The organism is Peptoniphilus sp. SGI.035, assembly GCF_050315115.1.
In the GTDB taxonomy this organism is placed as follows: domain Bacteria; phylum Bacillota; class Clostridia; order Tissierellales; family Peptoniphilaceae; genus Peptoniphilus_A.
Genome location: NZ_JBNPOJ010000002.1, coordinates 132223 through 146991 on the forward strand (window position 1 = coordinate 132223; position 14769 = coordinate 146991).

At 30.3% G+C, this 14769-nt stretch carries 15 protein-coding genes, 1 tRNA gene and 1 other RNA gene; 9 read left to right on the forward strand and 8 right to left on the reverse strand.

The window, feature by feature from the left end; all coding sequences use genetic code 11:
- The 4 genes from ACQRC6_RS01890 to ACQRC6_RS01905 form a co-directional block, all read right to left on the reverse strand.
- Positions 1-876 (reverse strand): AAA family ATPase, encoded by an 876-nt coding sequence (locus tag ACQRC6_RS01890; RefSeq protein WP_427847481.1) that lies wholly within the window; start codon positions 874-876, stop codon positions 1-3.
- A gap of 1 nt (position 877) precedes the next feature.
- Positions 878-1198 carry a hypothetical protein gene (locus tag ACQRC6_RS01895; protein WP_427847482.1) on the reverse strand — a complete coding sequence of 107 codons (321 nt, stop codon included), beginning with the start codon at positions 1196-1198 and terminating at the stop codon, positions 878-880.
- Between the two features lie 53 nt (positions 1199-1251).
- Positions 1252-2706, reverse strand: coding sequence for a carbon starvation CstA family protein (locus ACQRC6_RS01900; protein WP_427847483.1), 1455 nt, complete (start codon positions 2704-2706; stop codon positions 1252-1254).
- A gap of 384 nt (positions 2707-3090) precedes the next feature.
- Positions 3091-3167 (reverse strand) — tRNA-Pro (locus ACQRC6_RS01905).
- 183 nt (positions 3168-3350) lie between these two features.
- On the opposite strand from ACQRC6_RS01905, the gene ACQRC6_RS01910 reads away from it, so the two are divergent.
- The 3 genes from ACQRC6_RS01910 to ssrA all read left to right on the forward strand — a co-directional run bounded on the left by ACQRC6_RS01910 (position 3351) and on the right by ssrA (position 5007).
- The gene (locus ACQRC6_RS01910) at positions 3351-3989 is read left to right on the forward strand and encodes an HAD family hydrolase (protein WP_427847484.1); all 639 of its coding nucleotides are present in this window, start codon (positions 3351-3353) and stop codon (positions 3987-3989) included.
- Positions 3986-4618 carry a VanZ family protein gene (locus ACQRC6_RS01915; protein WP_427847485.1) on the forward strand — a complete coding sequence of 211 codons (633 nt, stop codon included), beginning with the start codon at positions 3986-3988 and terminating at the stop codon, positions 4616-4618. Before ACQRC6_RS01910 ends, ACQRC6_RS01915 begins: the two co-directional genes overlap by 4 nt.
- 46 nt (positions 4619-4664) lie before the next feature.
- Positions 4665-5007: a transfer-messenger RNA gene (ssrA, locus tag ACQRC6_RS01920) on the forward strand.
- Positions 5008-5219: 212 nt separating this feature from the next.
- On the opposite strand, the gene ACQRC6_RS01925 is transcribed toward ssrA, so the two are convergent.
- From ACQRC6_RS01925 to ACQRC6_RS01940, 4 genes are all read right to left on the reverse strand, one after another.
- Positions 5220-5519, reverse strand: coding sequence for a hypothetical protein (locus tag ACQRC6_RS01925; protein ID WP_427847486.1), 300 nt, complete (start codon positions 5517-5519; stop codon positions 5220-5222).
- A 176-nt stretch (positions 5520-5695) separates the two neighbouring features.
- Positions 5696-6262 carry a protein adenylyltransferase Fic gene (fic, locus tag ACQRC6_RS01930; RefSeq protein WP_427847487.1) on the reverse strand — a complete coding sequence of 189 codons (567 nt, stop codon included), beginning with the start codon at positions 6260-6262 and terminating at the stop codon, positions 5696-5698.
- A 13-nt stretch (positions 6263-6275) separates the two neighbouring features.
- Entirely contained in the window at positions 6276-6932 is a 657-nt protein-coding gene (locus tag ACQRC6_RS01935) for a LexA family protein (RefSeq protein WP_427847488.1), read from the reverse strand.
- Positions 6933-8130: 1198 nt separating this feature from the next.
- Complete coding sequence (locus ACQRC6_RS01940; RefSeq protein ID WP_427847489.1) at positions 8131-8547, reverse strand: hypothetical protein; 417 nt, start codon at positions 8545-8547, stop codon at positions 8131-8133.
- A 47-nt stretch (positions 8548-8594) separates the two neighbouring features.
- Here ACQRC6_RS01940 and ACQRC6_RS01945 point away from each other — a divergent pair, with 47 nt between their 5' ends.
- The 6 genes from ACQRC6_RS01945 (at position 8595) to ACQRC6_RS01970 (ending at position 14768) form a co-directional block, all read left to right on the forward strand.
- Positions 8595-9590 (forward strand): MBL fold metallo-hydrolase, encoded by a 996-nt coding sequence (locus ACQRC6_RS01945; protein ID WP_427847490.1) that lies wholly within the window; start codon positions 8595-8597, stop codon positions 9588-9590.
- Between the two features lie 65 nt (positions 9591-9655).
- Positions 9656-10630, forward strand: coding sequence for a dihydropteroate synthase (folP, locus tag ACQRC6_RS01950; protein WP_427847491.1), 975 nt, complete (start codon positions 9656-9658; stop codon positions 10628-10630).
- Between the two features lie 52 nt (positions 10631-10682).
- Positions 10683-11654 carry a phosphate acetyltransferase gene (pta, locus tag ACQRC6_RS01955; RefSeq protein WP_427847492.1) on the forward strand — a complete coding sequence of 324 codons (972 nt, stop codon included), beginning with the start codon at positions 10683-10685 and terminating at the stop codon, positions 11652-11654.
- A 102-nt stretch (positions 11655-11756) separates the two neighbouring features.
- A complete protein-coding gene (locus ACQRC6_RS01960) occupies positions 11757-12446 on the forward strand; it encodes a response regulator transcription factor (protein WP_427847493.1) in 690 nt (229 codons plus the stop codon).
- Complete coding sequence (locus ACQRC6_RS01965; RefSeq protein WP_427847494.1) at positions 12427-13392, forward strand: sensor histidine kinase; 966 nt, start codon at positions 12427-12429, stop codon at positions 13390-13392. Before ACQRC6_RS01960 ends, ACQRC6_RS01965 begins: the two co-directional genes overlap by 20 nt.
- 113 nt (positions 13393-13505) lie before the next feature.
- The gene (locus ACQRC6_RS01970) at positions 13506-14768 is read left to right on the forward strand and encodes an erythromycin esterase family protein (protein ID WP_427847495.1); all 1263 of its coding nucleotides are present in this window, start codon (positions 13506-13508) and stop codon (positions 14766-14768) included.
- The last annotated feature ends 1 nt before the right edge of the window (position 14769 follow it).

Here is a 14769-nt window from a genome sequence, read left to right on the forward strand (position 1 = left end):
TTATTCTACAAAAATATCTTTAAAAAATAAACTTTCATCAAACCTAGTTTTTATTAAGTCTTTTAAAATTTCCTCTTCATAAGTATCAAAAAGCTTGTTTGCAATAGTTAGCTCTAATGCATAACTCAAGCTAAGGTCTTCTTTTACAAGGTCAATTGCATCAAAGATCCCCCTAAGGTCTGGTGAGTTGTTAGAAATTTCTCCAGCATCTGCCTTTAATTTTAAATCGTAAAAGAAAAGGGCAATATTATTCACGTATTCACTTTTCATATTTGGATATTCTTTTTTTATAAGATCTACAAGTTTTTCACGGGAGATTAGGGGCATTTTTATAATTACAAAACGAGATAGAAGGGCTTCGTTTAATTCTCTTGTGCCTTCGTAGCCATAGTTCATAGTCGCAATAAATCTAGTAGCTGGATGGAGCTTAATAATGTCATAGCCAGGTATGTCAATTATTCTTCTATAATCTAGGATAGAGTGTAGCACAGCCATAGCTTCATTTTTTGCCATATTAATTTCGTCTAAAACTACAAAACCTCCACAGTTTGCTGCCTTAGTAATTGGTCCTTCACGAAAGAGCACATTGCCATTTTTTAGCGTATCATCGCCAATTAAGACGGAGCTATCAATATTTATGTGAAAGGACAAATTCCAAAGAGGTCTTTTGAAAATATAAGCGAGATTTTCAGCTAAGACATTTTTACCTGTTGATTTGTCGCCAACTAATAAAAGGTTTTTGCCAGCTAAAATTGCAGAGATTGCCTCTTTTAAAATTTCATCTCCAGAATAAAAGAAATGAGGCTCGGGTATTCTATTTGCATATTTTTCATCTAATTCATAATTATTTATAAAATTTTCAATTTTATTTTTCATTTTACCACTGCTCTATGGAATTAATTTCGTTTGTAACATATAATTTTTTAAAATTTCCTATTCCCATAGCAGATATAATTATCTCTTGATCTTCTTTTCCCTTAAAATAAAGTTTAATAGTAGGATTATAATAGATAGAGATGCCAGAAACTTCTTCCATTTTATATCTACTTGTGTCATCATCTTTTGTACTTATATCAAAGTCATAAGTAGCGACAGAGCAACAAGATGCTTTTACATTAACATCTGGATTTATAAAAATTTTATTTATATTTTTCTTTTTAAGATATGCTAAGGCTCTATTCTTTAATATAAAATTCATGAAAACCTCCTAAATAAAAAAGGGTGGCATTCAACCACCCTTTAAATAAGCAATTAATCTAAAATTATAGATTCAATTCTAGTTTTATTTTTTCTACCAATTTTTACTACAAAGTATGCATATAGAGCTGCGATAACAGCTGCTGCAGGGTATGCGATTGAGAATGGCATTCCAAGTCCAAGGCCTTTAATATTAATAATAAATGAGAATACTACAAATGTATAGAAAACACCTGGAATTAAAGTAATAATATAGTTTTTGTCATTGTTAATTAAATAAATAGTAGCTACTGCAAGTGCGAATATTGCTACAAATTGGTTTGTGAAACCAAAGTATCTCCAAAGTAAATTAAATCCATTAGGATTTGATTTTGCGAAGAATAAAATTGCAATTGCTGGGATAAATAAAGCTGCAGAAAGTCCAGCTCTCTTTGATGGAGATTTTTGATCAATATTCAATTCTTCAGAGATTATAAGTCTAAGAGATCTAAATGCAGTATCACCAGAAGTGATAGGAAGTGCGATAACACCAAGAACTGCAAGAAGTCCTCCAATATTACCCATGAAGTGTTTAGAAATTTTACCAACCATAAGAGTTCCAGCCGTATCAAGTGGAGCTTGTCCAGAAGAGAAAATAACCATTGCGCCAGCTGCCCAAACCATTGCGATGAAACCTTCGGCGATCATAGTTGAGTAGAAAGTTACTCTAGCTTCAGATTCAGATTTAACAGTTCTAGAAATAAGTGTTACTTGAGAACCGTGGAATCCAGATAGTATACCACAAGCAACTGTAATAAAGAATGATGGTATAAATTTTTGTCCAAGTGGGTGCTCTGCAAGAAGTCCAGCATTAGCGAAAGATAAATTTCCAGAGCCCTTAGCAAAGATTCCAATAAATACTCCAATAGCAGAAATAAGTAGGAAAGCACCAAAAATTGGATAAATTCTACCAATTAATTTATCAATAGGTAGTACAGTTGATAGGATGTAGTAAATAAAGATTACAGCATAAATGATCCAAATAGCATTTGAATCAACGCCAACTTTAAGTACATCGTTTGCGATTAAGTCCCCAGGAGTGTAGACGAAAACCACACCAGTTAGAAGAAGTAAGATTGCAATAACAATATTGTAGAATTTACGAACTCCATCGCCAACATATTTACCAACTAATTTTGGCACTTGAGATCCACCGTTTCTCATTGAAATAAATCCAGTCATGTAATCATGAACTGCACCTGCGAAAACACAACCAATAGGAATTGCTAGAAAAGCAATAGGTCCAAAAAGAATTCCTTGAATAGGTCCAAGTATTGGTCCCGTACCTGCAATATTAAGTAGATTGATGAGCCAGTTTTTCTTTTCGCTCATTACTACATAGTCAACTCCATCTGCCTTTTTGACAGCAGGAGTTTCTCTATCATCTGGTGCCAATTGACTTTCTACATATTTAGAGTAGAAAAATCCGCCACCAAATAAAATTATAAGTCCAATAATAAATAGTAACATAATATCCTCCTTTACTTTTATTGCTTACATATAAATTATAGAACAAATACTTTATAAATACAAGGTAAAACATTTTAGAAATTCAAAACATGAATCCTTTTCATATGCCTTAAATTACAGAATTTTTTCAAAAAATCTCATAAAAAAACATATTTTGACAATAAAATAAATTATTAGGAATAAACTATGCAAAAATCTATAAAAATGTAAAAATTAATAATATTTTTGTGAAAGATATGAAGAGAGATAGAAGAATTATAAAAGTTGGCAACGAGTTAGTAACGCAATAGTAAAAAAGTGTAAAAACATATAAAAAGCACACAATGATTTAATCAACGTGTGCTTAATTCTAGATATTTTTAATAATTTTAATACTAAATAAAATGGTCGGGGTGAGAGGATTCGAACCCCCGGCCCCATGGTCCCAAACCACGTGCGCTACCAAACTGCGCTACACCCCGACAAAAATTACGAAAAAATCTAAATACTTATATTTAATTTCGAACAGATATTATTATAACATGAAAAATAGTTTTGTCAAAGCTTTTTTAAAAAAAATTCATAAAGGCTTTTAGAAAATCATTAAAGTTGATTTATAAAAAAATTACTACTAAAATATAATTAATATTAAAGAAGGAGGGAACATGAAAGCTATTATATTTGATTTAGACGGAACATTAGTGGACTCTATGGGCTATTGGCGAAGTGTATCCAGGGATTTTATGAAGACAAAGGGAATAGACATAGAAGATGACTTACAACATAAAATGACTACAATGAGCCTTAGAACTTCTCTTAAATTTTTAAAGGATTACTACAATTTAGATGAAAGCTTCGAAGAATTATATCAGGGATTTAGCGAAACTGTTATAGATTTTTATTCCAATAAAGTAAAATTAAAGGATAATGCCATAGAAATTTTAAAATATTTTAAAAGCAAGGGAATAAAAGTTGTAATAGGAACATCTACGGCAAAGCATTTCGCAGACATTGTCATAAAAAAATATGGCATGGATAAATTAGTTGATGGGCTTTACACCGTAGATTCAGTGGGACATATCAAGGGCGAAGAAAAATTTTTCACATCAATAACAGATTCTTTAGGCGAAAAGCCAGAGGATGTATATTTAGTTGATGATTCCTACTTAGCCCTTAAAACAGCAAGAAGTGCAGGATTAGAAACAGTTGGAATCTACGATGAAAATTCTAAGGACAAGTGGAAAATAGTAGTAGAGGAAAATAAATACGCCATTACAAATTTAATAGAATTAAAAAATATATGAAACTATTTTTATTTTTTGCAATTAGAACAATACCTGCCTTCCTAATTACCTTTGTAGTTTTTTCGCTAGTGAGAGTGAAATTTTTTTCACGCAGAAAAATAAATTCCAGTGGATTTAGAGAATTTTTATTGAGTGTATTTGCAGGTTACATTGCTTTCTTGGTGATAATGCTCTTTACGCCAAACTCCTATATTTCTGATTCAGGAATAAATTTAACCAATGAGCACTTCGATTTCGTTGGAAATTTTAAGGATAGATTTACATCAGGAGCGTGGGGCGTAAATTTAGTTCCCTTTAGGACAATAAGAAACTATGTAAAATATTCAGGATTTTTGCACACAATGACAAATATAATTGGCAATATAATAATTTTTGTACCCTTTGGAATTTTAGTTCCAGAAATTTTTCCAAAGACAAGAAATCTATTAAGGATACTTGCAATTACATCTATCACTTCTTTTTTTGTTGAGTTCATACAATTTTTTATAGGAAGGTCTGTGGACATTGACGATTTAATTTTAAATGTACTTGGTTCAATGATAGGATATTTTGTATGGAAGAAGATTTTGCGATTTAAATTTGCAAAGAAAAAGAGGAGGAAGAAAGTAAGAGGGACTGAGATACACTAAAATTGACAAAAATCACAAGTTTTAGTATAATCTTAGTCTAATATATGGGGGCGAAAATGGTTTCGACGGGGATTTTGAGCTTTAAGTAGCGAGTCGTTGATGGATCACACAACGTAAAAATGGTCCATAAAAAATAAACGACGAAAATAATTTCGCACTAGCTGCCTAATTAGGTAGCAATCCGGCCAGACACCGCGAGCTGTAACCGGGTTTCAAATTAGCGGGAAAACGAACTCTGTGACGCGTCATAGCAGAGGGGTTTAATGGCGCTACCGTGTATGAGTTTGACACTCTAGTAATACATGGAAAATTTAAAGAGGAGTCTGCACTCGGAGAATCTTTCTGTAAGAAGTCTTCGGACGTGGGTTCGACTCCCACCGCCTCCACCATTTGCGGATAGCCGTAGACAGCTGCGGAGTCCATTTTAAGCCATTCTATTTTTAGAATGGTTTTTTTATTTGCCGTTAATAGCCGTAAATAGCCGTAGATTTTAATAAAATCCCACACAAAGTCCCCACACGTTTTTACAAGATAACGGCTAAAAATAGGGACTTAATTTTTTGAAAATTCTTAAGTTCCCACATTTCTTTATTTTTTATTATTATTGTACTTTTAAGAAATCGACATTAATATTTTTATTTAAAACATTGTTGATTTCTTTCTTACCTTCCTCTACAGCATGAATATATACAAGAGTTGTTGTTGTATCAAGATGCCCCATTCGCTGTGCGATATTTGCCAAGGGTATGTTGTTATAAGCAAGCATAGTTGCTACTAATGCTTTTAATTGAATTCCATCTAAATCTGTTTCAATTGTTTTACTGGGTCTATATCTTTTACCATTAAAGTTATAGTCTCCCATAATTTTTATTTTGCTATTTTTTAAAATTTTATATGACATATTTCCTCCTAAAAATTTTTAGCAGGAAAGCTACATTTGCATCTGGGGGATGCAGTTACCATAAATTTATGGTATTATATAAAAAGAGACAGATAGTCTCTATATGACATTTTCCTTGATTTCGTTTGGTCGCGGGTCAAGGATTTTTTAACTTTTAACATATTTGCTTTCAGCTTTTATTTATCTAAATTTTCTATATTGTAATTGTATAAGCCTTCGTAATAATAAGAGTTTTGTATTCCACGCATATAAACTTGTCTGCTATTTATATCTTTCGTTAGAGCTGACTTTAATAAATGTTTTATCTCAAGGGTATTTACTGGAGATCTTTCCATTGCATTGAGATATTCATATTTATCAACTTTTGCCCAGTCAATACAAACTTTTAAATTTTTCTTTAGAATCAAATCAAGCCATATTCTTGTTGATCTTCCGTTACCTTCTCTAAAAGGATGTGCAACATTCATTTCTACATATTTTTCTATTATTTCATCAAAGGTGTTTTCGGGCATTTGTTCGATTATTTTTAAGTTTTCATTTAAAAATAAAACTGGTGCAAATCTGAAATTGCCCTTTAAAAGGTTTACATTTCTTATTTGACCAGCAAAATCAAATATATCTTGAAATAGATATTTGTGAATTTCTTGTAATCCCTTTGTAGTACCTACTTCAATTTTATTTATTAAGTTGCTGTCCCAGAGTTCTATTGAACGTTTCTTTGATAATAATTCTTCATTTTTCATTCTTTTAACTCCTCTATCTACATCTCTTTGAATAAACTCCGACCATCTCTCCAAGTATTAGAATATTTTTGTGGTCTTGTTTGGAAACTATTATAGGTTCATAGTTTTTATTGCAAGGCTGCAAAATCAGCATATCATTAGATTTACTAACTCTTTTTAAAGTTGCTTCATCATCGATAAGAACTGCAGCGATTGTACCATTATCGACATCATTTTGTTTTCTAAAAAACACAAAGTCACCTTCATAAATATTAGCTTCTATCATAGAATCACCCTTTGCTTTTAGTACAAAGTCAGCTTTAGGGAGATTTTTATCTATCATAAAGTATCCGTCGTAATTTTCTTCAGCAAAAATTGGTTTACCACAGGAGATAGTTCCAAGTATAGGGATTTTTTTCATTTTGACTGGAGTTATAATACCAGGTATATTTTCAAGGATTGGTTCATTGTTTTCGTCTTCCCATCCCATAAGATATGAAGGCGAAACTTCTAGAGCTTTTGCTAATATTTCTAATTTATCAAGTCCTAAATTTCTAATATCACCAGTTATATATCTTTGTAAAGTCGATTTACTAAGACCAGTTTTTTCAGCCATGTCCTGATAGGATAAATTTAATTCAGCTTTTTTTTGCGAAATTCTATTTCTAATATCATTTAAAGAATTGTTCATTTTACTACCTCCGTTAATTATTAGTATAAAGATTATTTGCAAAAATGCAACGATATTTTAAAATTTTTTAAAATAAAGTTGCTAAATTGGGTTGAGTTTTGTTAAATGTTGTTATATCATTTAACTAATCCTAAATATGCAATAAAAAGAAAGGTTGTTAAACCTATGAATAAATTAAAAGGAATTATGAGGGAAAAAATGTAACTCAACAAGATTGAGTGAAAAGCTTAGGAATTAGCTTACAAAGCGCTAATGCTAAAATAAATGGGAAAACTGCATTTATAATTACAAAAGTGATAAAAATAATAGATTTTTAGGAATAAAGAATCCAGATGGATTTTTTTCAATAGTGTTACCCCAAATATGCAACAAATGAAAATTTAAATAGGCAGGTGGAGGGTTAAATATGGAAAATTTGATTAAATTAGCATATAAACGTTTAGATGACGATTAAAAAAAGAAGCTATTAAAGAATTGAAAAAAGAAATATCTAACATGACTGATAATTTGATAGGGCATATACAGACTGTTAGATATACCATAGTTGAAAATAAATTTACTTTTTTCTTTGATTTTGTTGCTGATAAAGAGTAGACAATTTTTCATTTATTTTAAATTCAAAAGTTTTATCCTTATACAACATTGATGTGTACCCATAAAACTGGACACGATATTAAATTAATTATTCCCTAATGGATGATAACCTATATTTATATGTGGTATCCATTTTACTTTTATTTGTATTCTTTCGTTGTTGCAATAATAGATGGAAGATGGAAATTTCAAAATAGTTTTATTAAATATGTATAAAATATACATCTAATAATTATTTTTTTAATTTGAGCCTGTGGATCTAATTCATGGATTTCTTGTTTTTAACCTTTTTATGTAATGTAGCGTTCTCACTTATAATTCCTGCTTGGTTAAATATATTGTTATTATAAATAGCTATTTTAAAGGAATAATTCTTATAATAATATCGGATACCGCCTCCACCAAATTAATATTGTCGTGTAATGATGTACACTGTAATTTAAACCATTCTTTTATAGGATGGTTTTTTATTTGCCAGAAACTGCCGTGTGTTTTTATAAATTTCGGCAAAAATTTTCAAAGGATATTTAGAATTAAGGTTCAAAAAGAAGACTTATAAAAATTAAATATTCTTAAATATAAGAAAAGAGGTTCAAGTCTCTTTTTAACTTGATTGCAGTAATTTTTCATACAATTCTATTAATTCTACTGGTATTACGAAGTTAAAGTATGTACCTGATTTTGATAAGAAGAGATACATAAGTCCTAGAGATGTAAATTTTTTCATATTTACATAGACATTTTCGTCGGAATAATCTACGGCACCATTGTAAAAATCATAAAAACTTTTGTGTTCTTTTTCGTCAAAGCTCATGAGAGTATTTTTAAATTCTGATGTTATTTTATTATGTATTGCATCAACCTCTTCTGTTAAGCTTAGTCCTTCAAGGTTTAAATTATAGGAATTTGCAATGAGTCCTCTTTGTTCTTGGTCTAAACTTTCGATAATAGGGTATAATTTATCAATAGGCAATTTGTTAATTGTTTCAACTTTAAATAATTTTAATAAAAAATCGCTCATAATTCACCTCGTATTTATTATACATGAAATGAGCTTAGGGAGGTAATATGTCTAGCATTAAAAAACTTTTAGATGGGATTTATTTAAAAACTATTCCGCTAAAGGGCAACCCTTTAAAGAACATAAATATTTATATGGTTAAATCTAAGGATAAGACAATGATAGTGGACACTGGTTTTAACACTGAAGAGATAAGAGAGGAAATGCTTTCTTTTATTAAAGATATGGAAGTGGATTTAAGTAAGACAATTTTATTTTTAACTCATCTTCATTCGGATCATACAGGTCTTGCTACATGGTTTCACGAAGAACTTGGCGTTACAATTTATATGGGTGATATTGACTACCAAATGATGTCTTCTATGGTAGATGCTAATTCAAAAAGATGGAAGGATGTCATGGCGACTGTTCATCTTCAAGGTTTAGATAAAGACAATTTAAAAATTGAAGAACACGCTGGTTTTCGTTACAGACCTAAGGCAAAGTTTCCCTATGTTTCCTTTAATCCTGATTACATTTTAAGGGTTGGGGACTTTACTTTTAGGGGAAAGGATTTATCTGGGCACACTCCTGGTATGATTGGTCTTTATGAAGAAAATAAAAAGATTTTATTTTGTGGTGATCATCTTTTGGGAGATATTACTCCAAATATTACTTTTTGGAATTTTACTGTGGGCGACAGTTTGGGCAGGTATCTTAAAAACATTGAGAAACTAAGAGATCTTCCAATTGATCATCTTTACTCATCACATAGAGCTTTAATAGAAGATGTGCCAAAGAGAATTGACGAGTTAAAAAAACACCATAATCACAGAATTGATGAGGCACTAAAAACTTTAAAAAGCAAGGGGAAGTGCACAGTAAGAGATATTGCCATGAACATGACCTGGGATATGCGGGCAAAAGATTTTTCTGAATTTCCAAATACACAAAAGTTTTTCGCAGCAGGAGAGGCTCATGCACATCTTGAACACTTGAGGACAATTGGTAAGGTAAATTTTGAAAAAGATGAAGATGGAGTTTTATGGTACTATGCTCTTTAAATTTATTTGATTTAATAAAACATTAGACTTAAAATAAACTTGATAAAATATAAGTGGAGTGAACAATGAAGAATTTAATTTGTAGGTATAAAGACAAAGTTTTAGAAAGTGGAAAAGAAACAATTTTGTGTGGAATTGTGAATGCTACGCCAGATTCCTTTTCTGATGGTGGAAAGTGGTATGGCACAGATGAAGCTGTAAATAGGGCAATGGAACTTATTAAAGCTGGTGCAAAAATGATTGACATTGGCGGTGAATCCACTAGACCTGGTTCGACTTATGTTGAGATTGAAGAAGAAAAAAATAGAGTTGTGCCAGTTATAAAAAGATTAAAGGAAATGACAGATGTCCCTATTTCAATTGACACATGGAAATCTGAAGTTGCAAAAGCTGCAATAGAAGCAGGGGTCGATTTTGTAAATGACATAACAGGATTTATAGGTGATCCAAAAATGGCAGAGGTCGTAGGGAAAAGTGATGTAGGAGCAATTTTAATGTTTAACCCAAAGATTGCAAGACCAAATCACAAGAGCAGTACTAACTTTCCATCTTTTGGTGGTGCTGGAGCTTTCACTGATGAAGAATTAAAATCTTTTGAAGACATGGACATTGTCGAAGTAATGAAAAGATATCTTTCAAAATCAATTTCTCGTGCAGAAGAAAATGGAATTGAAAGAGAAAGAATAATGCTTGATCCTGGCATTGGATTTGCATTGACAAAAAGGGAAAATTTAAAATTAATTGATAAAATTGACGTATTAAGGGAAATGGGATGTTTTACATTTTTGGGGGTATCAAGAAAAAGATTTATCACAAATATTTTAACTGAAAACAACATTGATGTAGATGCAAATAAAGAAGAAGGATTTGAAAATAGAGATGAAGCATCAGCAGCACTTACAACAATTGCTGCATATAAGGGTGTTGAAGTTTTAAGGGTTCATACAATGAAGCATCATCTCCTTGCGAAACTCGTTGCAGATTCAGTAAGGCTCAATGAAGTAATTGAAGATGTAAATTTCAAACCTTATTCACTTTAAATTATTTTTTAGAAGATATATAATATAATTATTAACAATAAAGGGGGACATTATGTCATTAATTGAAAATTTAAAAAGTAGAGTAAGATCATCTAAACCAGAAATTGTATTTCCTGAAGGTGATGATTCAAGAATTTTAAGAGCAGCAATTAGACTTAATGAAGATGGCGATATTAAACCAATAGTTTTAGGAGATAAAAAGGAACTTGAAGCTCTAGCAGAAAAAGAAGGCGTAAAATTAGGAAGTCTTGAAATTTTAAATCTAGCTAACTATAATGAAAAAGACGAAATGGTTAAAGCTTTTGTAGAAAGACGAAAGGGAAAAGTTACTGAAGAACAAGCAGAAGAAATTTTAAAGGACCACAATTATTTTGGAACAATGCTAATCTTCATGGGAAAAGCTAAGGGATTAGTATCAGGAGCAGCTCACACAACAGCAGATACTGTTAGACCAGCACTTCAAATTATAAAAACAAAACCGGGTTACAAGAGATGTTCTGGAGCGTTTATTATGCTAAGAGGCGAAGAAATGTATTTAATGGCAGATTGTGCAATTAACATTGACCTTGATGCAGAAGGACTTGCAGAAGTAGCGGTAATATCTAATGAAACAGCAAGACAATTTGGAATGGATCCAAAGATTGCAATGCTTTCTTTCTCAACTAAGGGTTCAGCATCTCACGAAAGAGTAACAATGGTAGCTGAAGCAACAAAAATGGCAAAAGAAAAAAATCCTGAAATGGCAATAGATGGAGAACTTCAATTTGATGCAGCTTTAATAGAATCAGTTGCAAAGAAAAAAGCTCCAGGTTCAGAGGTTGCAGGACATGCAAATGTATTTATATTCCCTAACATTGAAGCTGGAAATATTGGATATAAAATAGCACAAAGATTTGGCGGATTCGAAGCAGTTGGACCAATTCTTCAAGGACTTAATGCCCCAGTAAACGACCTATCTCGTGGCTGTGTAGAAGACGAAGTATATTCACTAGCAATAATAACAGCAGCACAAGCAGTGTTATAAAATAAATTGATGAGGACTTCCTTTGGGAGTCTTTATTTTTTTGTTGTAAATATATATAATCAATTCAAGAAAGTTGTGATTGTAAATAGTAGGTTGTGAAGAATGGAAAATAGAAAGTGGAAAATATTTTTAGTTGAAGATGATAAAGTAATTGCAGAAGAAATCGAAAGGTATTTGAAAATTTGGAATTATGAAATAAAAAGAGTTCAGGACTTTCAAAATATTTTTAATGATTTTAAAGATTTTCATCCAGACTTAGTTTTAATGGATGTAACCCTACCTTTTTTTAACGGATATCACTGGTGTAAAGTAATTAGAGATAATTCTAAAGTTCCAATTTTATTTATTTCTGCTGCTGATGAAAATTTAAACTTAATAATGGCAATGGATCTTGGGGCAGATGATTATTTGACAAAACCTTTTGATCTGGAAGTACTTCAAATAAAGATAAGGGCTCTTTTGAGAAGAACTTACGAATATTTTGAAACTAAAAATATTTATTATAAGGACATTATTCTTAAATGTGACAGCATGATTGTATCAATAAAAGATAGGGAAATAGAACTTACAAAAAATGAATTTAAAATTTTAGAAGTTTTATTGGAGAAGCCAGGGAAAATTATTAGTAGAGATGAGATTATTGATAGGATTTGGCAAACCGATTCTTACATAGATGACAATACCTTAACTGTAAATATTATGCGTTTGAGAAAAAAACTAGAGGATATACAGATTTTTGAACTTATAAAGACTAAGAAGGGAGTAGGATACTATGTCCCACCTGCCAATTAGAAAATTTTTAAAAAGAGAGAAATTTACAATTATATTTGGATTGATTATATTTTTTTATATTTTGGGAGTTCATTTAATTTTTGATATTGAAAAAAAGAAGAGCATCTATATTTCTTTCTTGTATTTATTTTTATTTTTTATGTATATTTGTTTTCTTTATCTTGAAAGTAATAAAGAGTACATTGAAGAAACTTACCTAATAAATAAAAGGGACTATAAAAAAATATATGAAATAAAGGCATCTCCCTTATCAAAGGCTTTGTATGAAGAAATAAAAGAAAATAAAGTTTATAGGGATAAGGAAGAGAAAAAAAGAGAAGATATAAAAAATTATTTGACAATTTGGACTCATCAAATAAAATCTCCAATTTTTGCATTAAAATTACTTCTTAAAAAAGATGAAATAAATAGGATTGATTGTGAGAATGAAATTTTTGAAATTGACGAATATGTTGGAAATATTTTAGGTTATGCAAGGATGAATATAGATAGCACAGATTATGTTTTTGGTAAATATGATTTAGACGATATTATTAGGAGCGTAATAAGAAAATATTCAATTCAGTTTATTGGGAAAAACAACAGCGTTGATTTTAGTGAAACAAAAAAAGTTATTTTAACTGATGCAAAGTGGTTTTCCTTTTTACTTGAGCAAATAATTTCCAATTCAATTAAATATACTGAAAATGGAAAAATTTTGATTTACTTAAAGGACAATGAGCTTGTAATAGAAGATAATGGAATAGGAATAATGCCTGAAGATTTGCCTAGAATTTTTGATGCAGGATATACAGGTTATAATGGAAGACTAGAAAAAAAGTCAACAGGGCTAGGACTTAATCTTACCAAAAATATTGGGAAATCTTTAAGAATTACTTTAAGATGTGAATCAGAGGCTAATATAGGAACTAAGATTTATATAAATTTAAAAAATATTTTGAGTTAGAGTGCATGGCACTCTTTTTTCTTACAAAAATGTCACATTAAAGTCGAATTTGTTATTTTGAATAAAGGATTTATTTTTTTACATAAATTATAATTAGTACAAGGAGGCAAGAAATGTTAAAAAAATTTTTTAAAGGAATTTTAATTTTCTTAGTGGCAATTATTTTTATTGTAGGTGTAGGGGATTTTTTGTGGATTAATCTACCAAAGCTAGAAGCAAGAAAAGATATCGCTGATATTGAAAATTATGGTAAAAAGGTAAATGAAATAAAATTAGATGAAAATATAAGAGTTGTAGGACTTGGCGAAGCCACACATGGAAATTCTGATTTTCAATATTTAAAATTAGAAGTATTAAAAGATTTAGTCGAAAAAAACAATTTGAAAAGTTTTTGCCTTGAATCAGATTTTGGCGAAGGAATATTAATAAATAATTACATTCATGGCAACAAGAGAGATGAAAATATTTCAAGAATTTTTTCCTTTAATATTTATCACACAAAGGAAATGAATGAACTTATAAATTTTATGTTTGATTACAATCAAAGGGCAAAAGATAAGGACAAGCTATCTTTCTATGGCTTTGATATGCAAAACCCGGAAAAATCAATTGAAGCAATTTTAGATTTTTGCAAAGATAATAATATTTTACAAGATAAAAATCTAGAAAAAGAATTTTCCTTTAGGAAAGACACAAATTATAAAATTTCAAAAATAAAAGAAAAGGAAAATTTGTTGAGAGAAATAAAAAGTCATGTTGATTTACTTTCTTCAGATTATGCTAGGATTGTTTCAAGGGCTATTGTAAATGTACTTGATAGCATAAAATATTATGCTTTAGACTTTAATGATTATGCAAAGGCAAATACTGAAAGAGATAAATTTATGGCTGACAATGTTAAATGGATAAGTGATTTTGAAAGTTCCAAGGGAAATAATTTAATTTTAATTGCTGGACACAATGGTCATGTCGCAAAGAGTGAAAATTTTTATAAACCAATGGGTGCTAATTTAAAGGAATTTTTTGGGGAGAAGTACTTTATTATTGGAACGGATTTCTACAAGACAATTGTAAATATTAATGAAGTTGGTCCTGATAAAAGGAGATCAAATCACACATTTGTATCAGCAGACCCTCTTGCATATAGTGCAAAAAAATTCAATGGGAAATATTATTTAGACTTTTCAAAAGTTAAAGATGGAGAAACTTTTAAAGTGATAAATAAAGAGATTAATATGGGAAGCTTAGGCGAAGGATATTCTCCAGTTATGAAATTTATTCCAACAAGTTATAGGATAAAAGAAGTTCCAAAAAGTCTATATGATGCAATGATTTTCGTGTATTATGCTAAACCAATTTTTGTTAATGAGGAGTAAT

Excerpts from the sequence above, each read along its gene's own strand:
- ACQRC6_RS01900 (WP_427847483.1), bottom strand. The coding sequence starts at position 2,706 with ATGTTACTATTTATTATTGGACTTATAATTTTATTTGGTGGCGGATTT.
- ACQRC6_RS01965 (WP_427847494.1), top strand. The coding sequence starts at position 12,427 with ATGTCCCACCTGCCAATTAGAAAATTTTTAAAAAGAGAGAAATTTACA.
- ACQRC6_RS01890 (WP_427847481.1), bottom strand. The coding sequence starts at position 876 with ATGAAAAATAAAATTGAAAATTTTATAAATAATTATGAATTAGATGAA.
- ACQRC6_RS01960 (WP_427847493.1), top strand. The coding sequence starts at position 11,757 with ATGGAAAATAGAAAGTGGAAAATATTTTTAGTTGAAGATGATAAAGTA.
- fic (WP_427847487.1), bottom strand. The coding sequence starts at position 6,262 with ATGAAAAATGAAGAATTATTATCAAAGAAACGTTCAATAGAACTCTGG.
- ACQRC6_RS01940 (WP_427847489.1), bottom strand. The coding sequence starts at position 8,547 with ATGAGCGATTTTTTATTAAAATTATTTAAAGTTGAAACAATTAACAAA.
- ACQRC6_RS01970 (WP_427847495.1), top strand. The coding sequence starts at position 13,506 with ATGTTAAAAAAATTTTTTAAAGGAATTTTAATTTTCTTAGTGGCAATT.
- ACQRC6_RS01925 (WP_427847486.1), bottom strand. The coding sequence starts at position 5,519 with ATGTCATATAAAATTTTAAAAAATAGCAAAATAAAAATTATGGGAGAC.
- ACQRC6_RS01895 (WP_427847482.1), bottom strand. The coding sequence starts at position 1,198 with ATGAATTTTATATTAAAGAATAGAGCCTTAGCATATCTTAAAAAGAAA.
- ACQRC6_RS01945 (WP_427847490.1), top strand. The coding sequence starts at position 8,595 with ATGTCTAGCATTAAAAAACTTTTAGATGGGATTTATTTAAAAACTATT.
- pta (WP_427847492.1), top strand. The coding sequence starts at position 10,683 with ATGTCATTAATTGAAAATTTAAAAAGTAGAGTAAGATCATCTAAACCA.
- ACQRC6_RS01935 (WP_427847488.1), bottom strand. The coding sequence starts at position 6,932 with ATGAACAATTCTTTAAATGATATTAGAAATAGAATTTCGCAAAAAAAA.
- ACQRC6_RS01910 (WP_427847484.1), top strand. The coding sequence starts at position 3,351 with ATGAAAGCTATTATATTTGATTTAGACGGAACATTAGTGGACTCTATG.
- ACQRC6_RS01915 (WP_427847485.1), top strand. The coding sequence starts at position 3,986 with ATGAAACTATTTTTATTTTTTGCAATTAGAACAATACCTGCCTTCCTA.
- folP (WP_427847491.1), top strand. The coding sequence starts at position 9,656 with ATGAAGAATTTAATTTGTAGGTATAAAGACAAAGTTTTAGAAAGTGGA.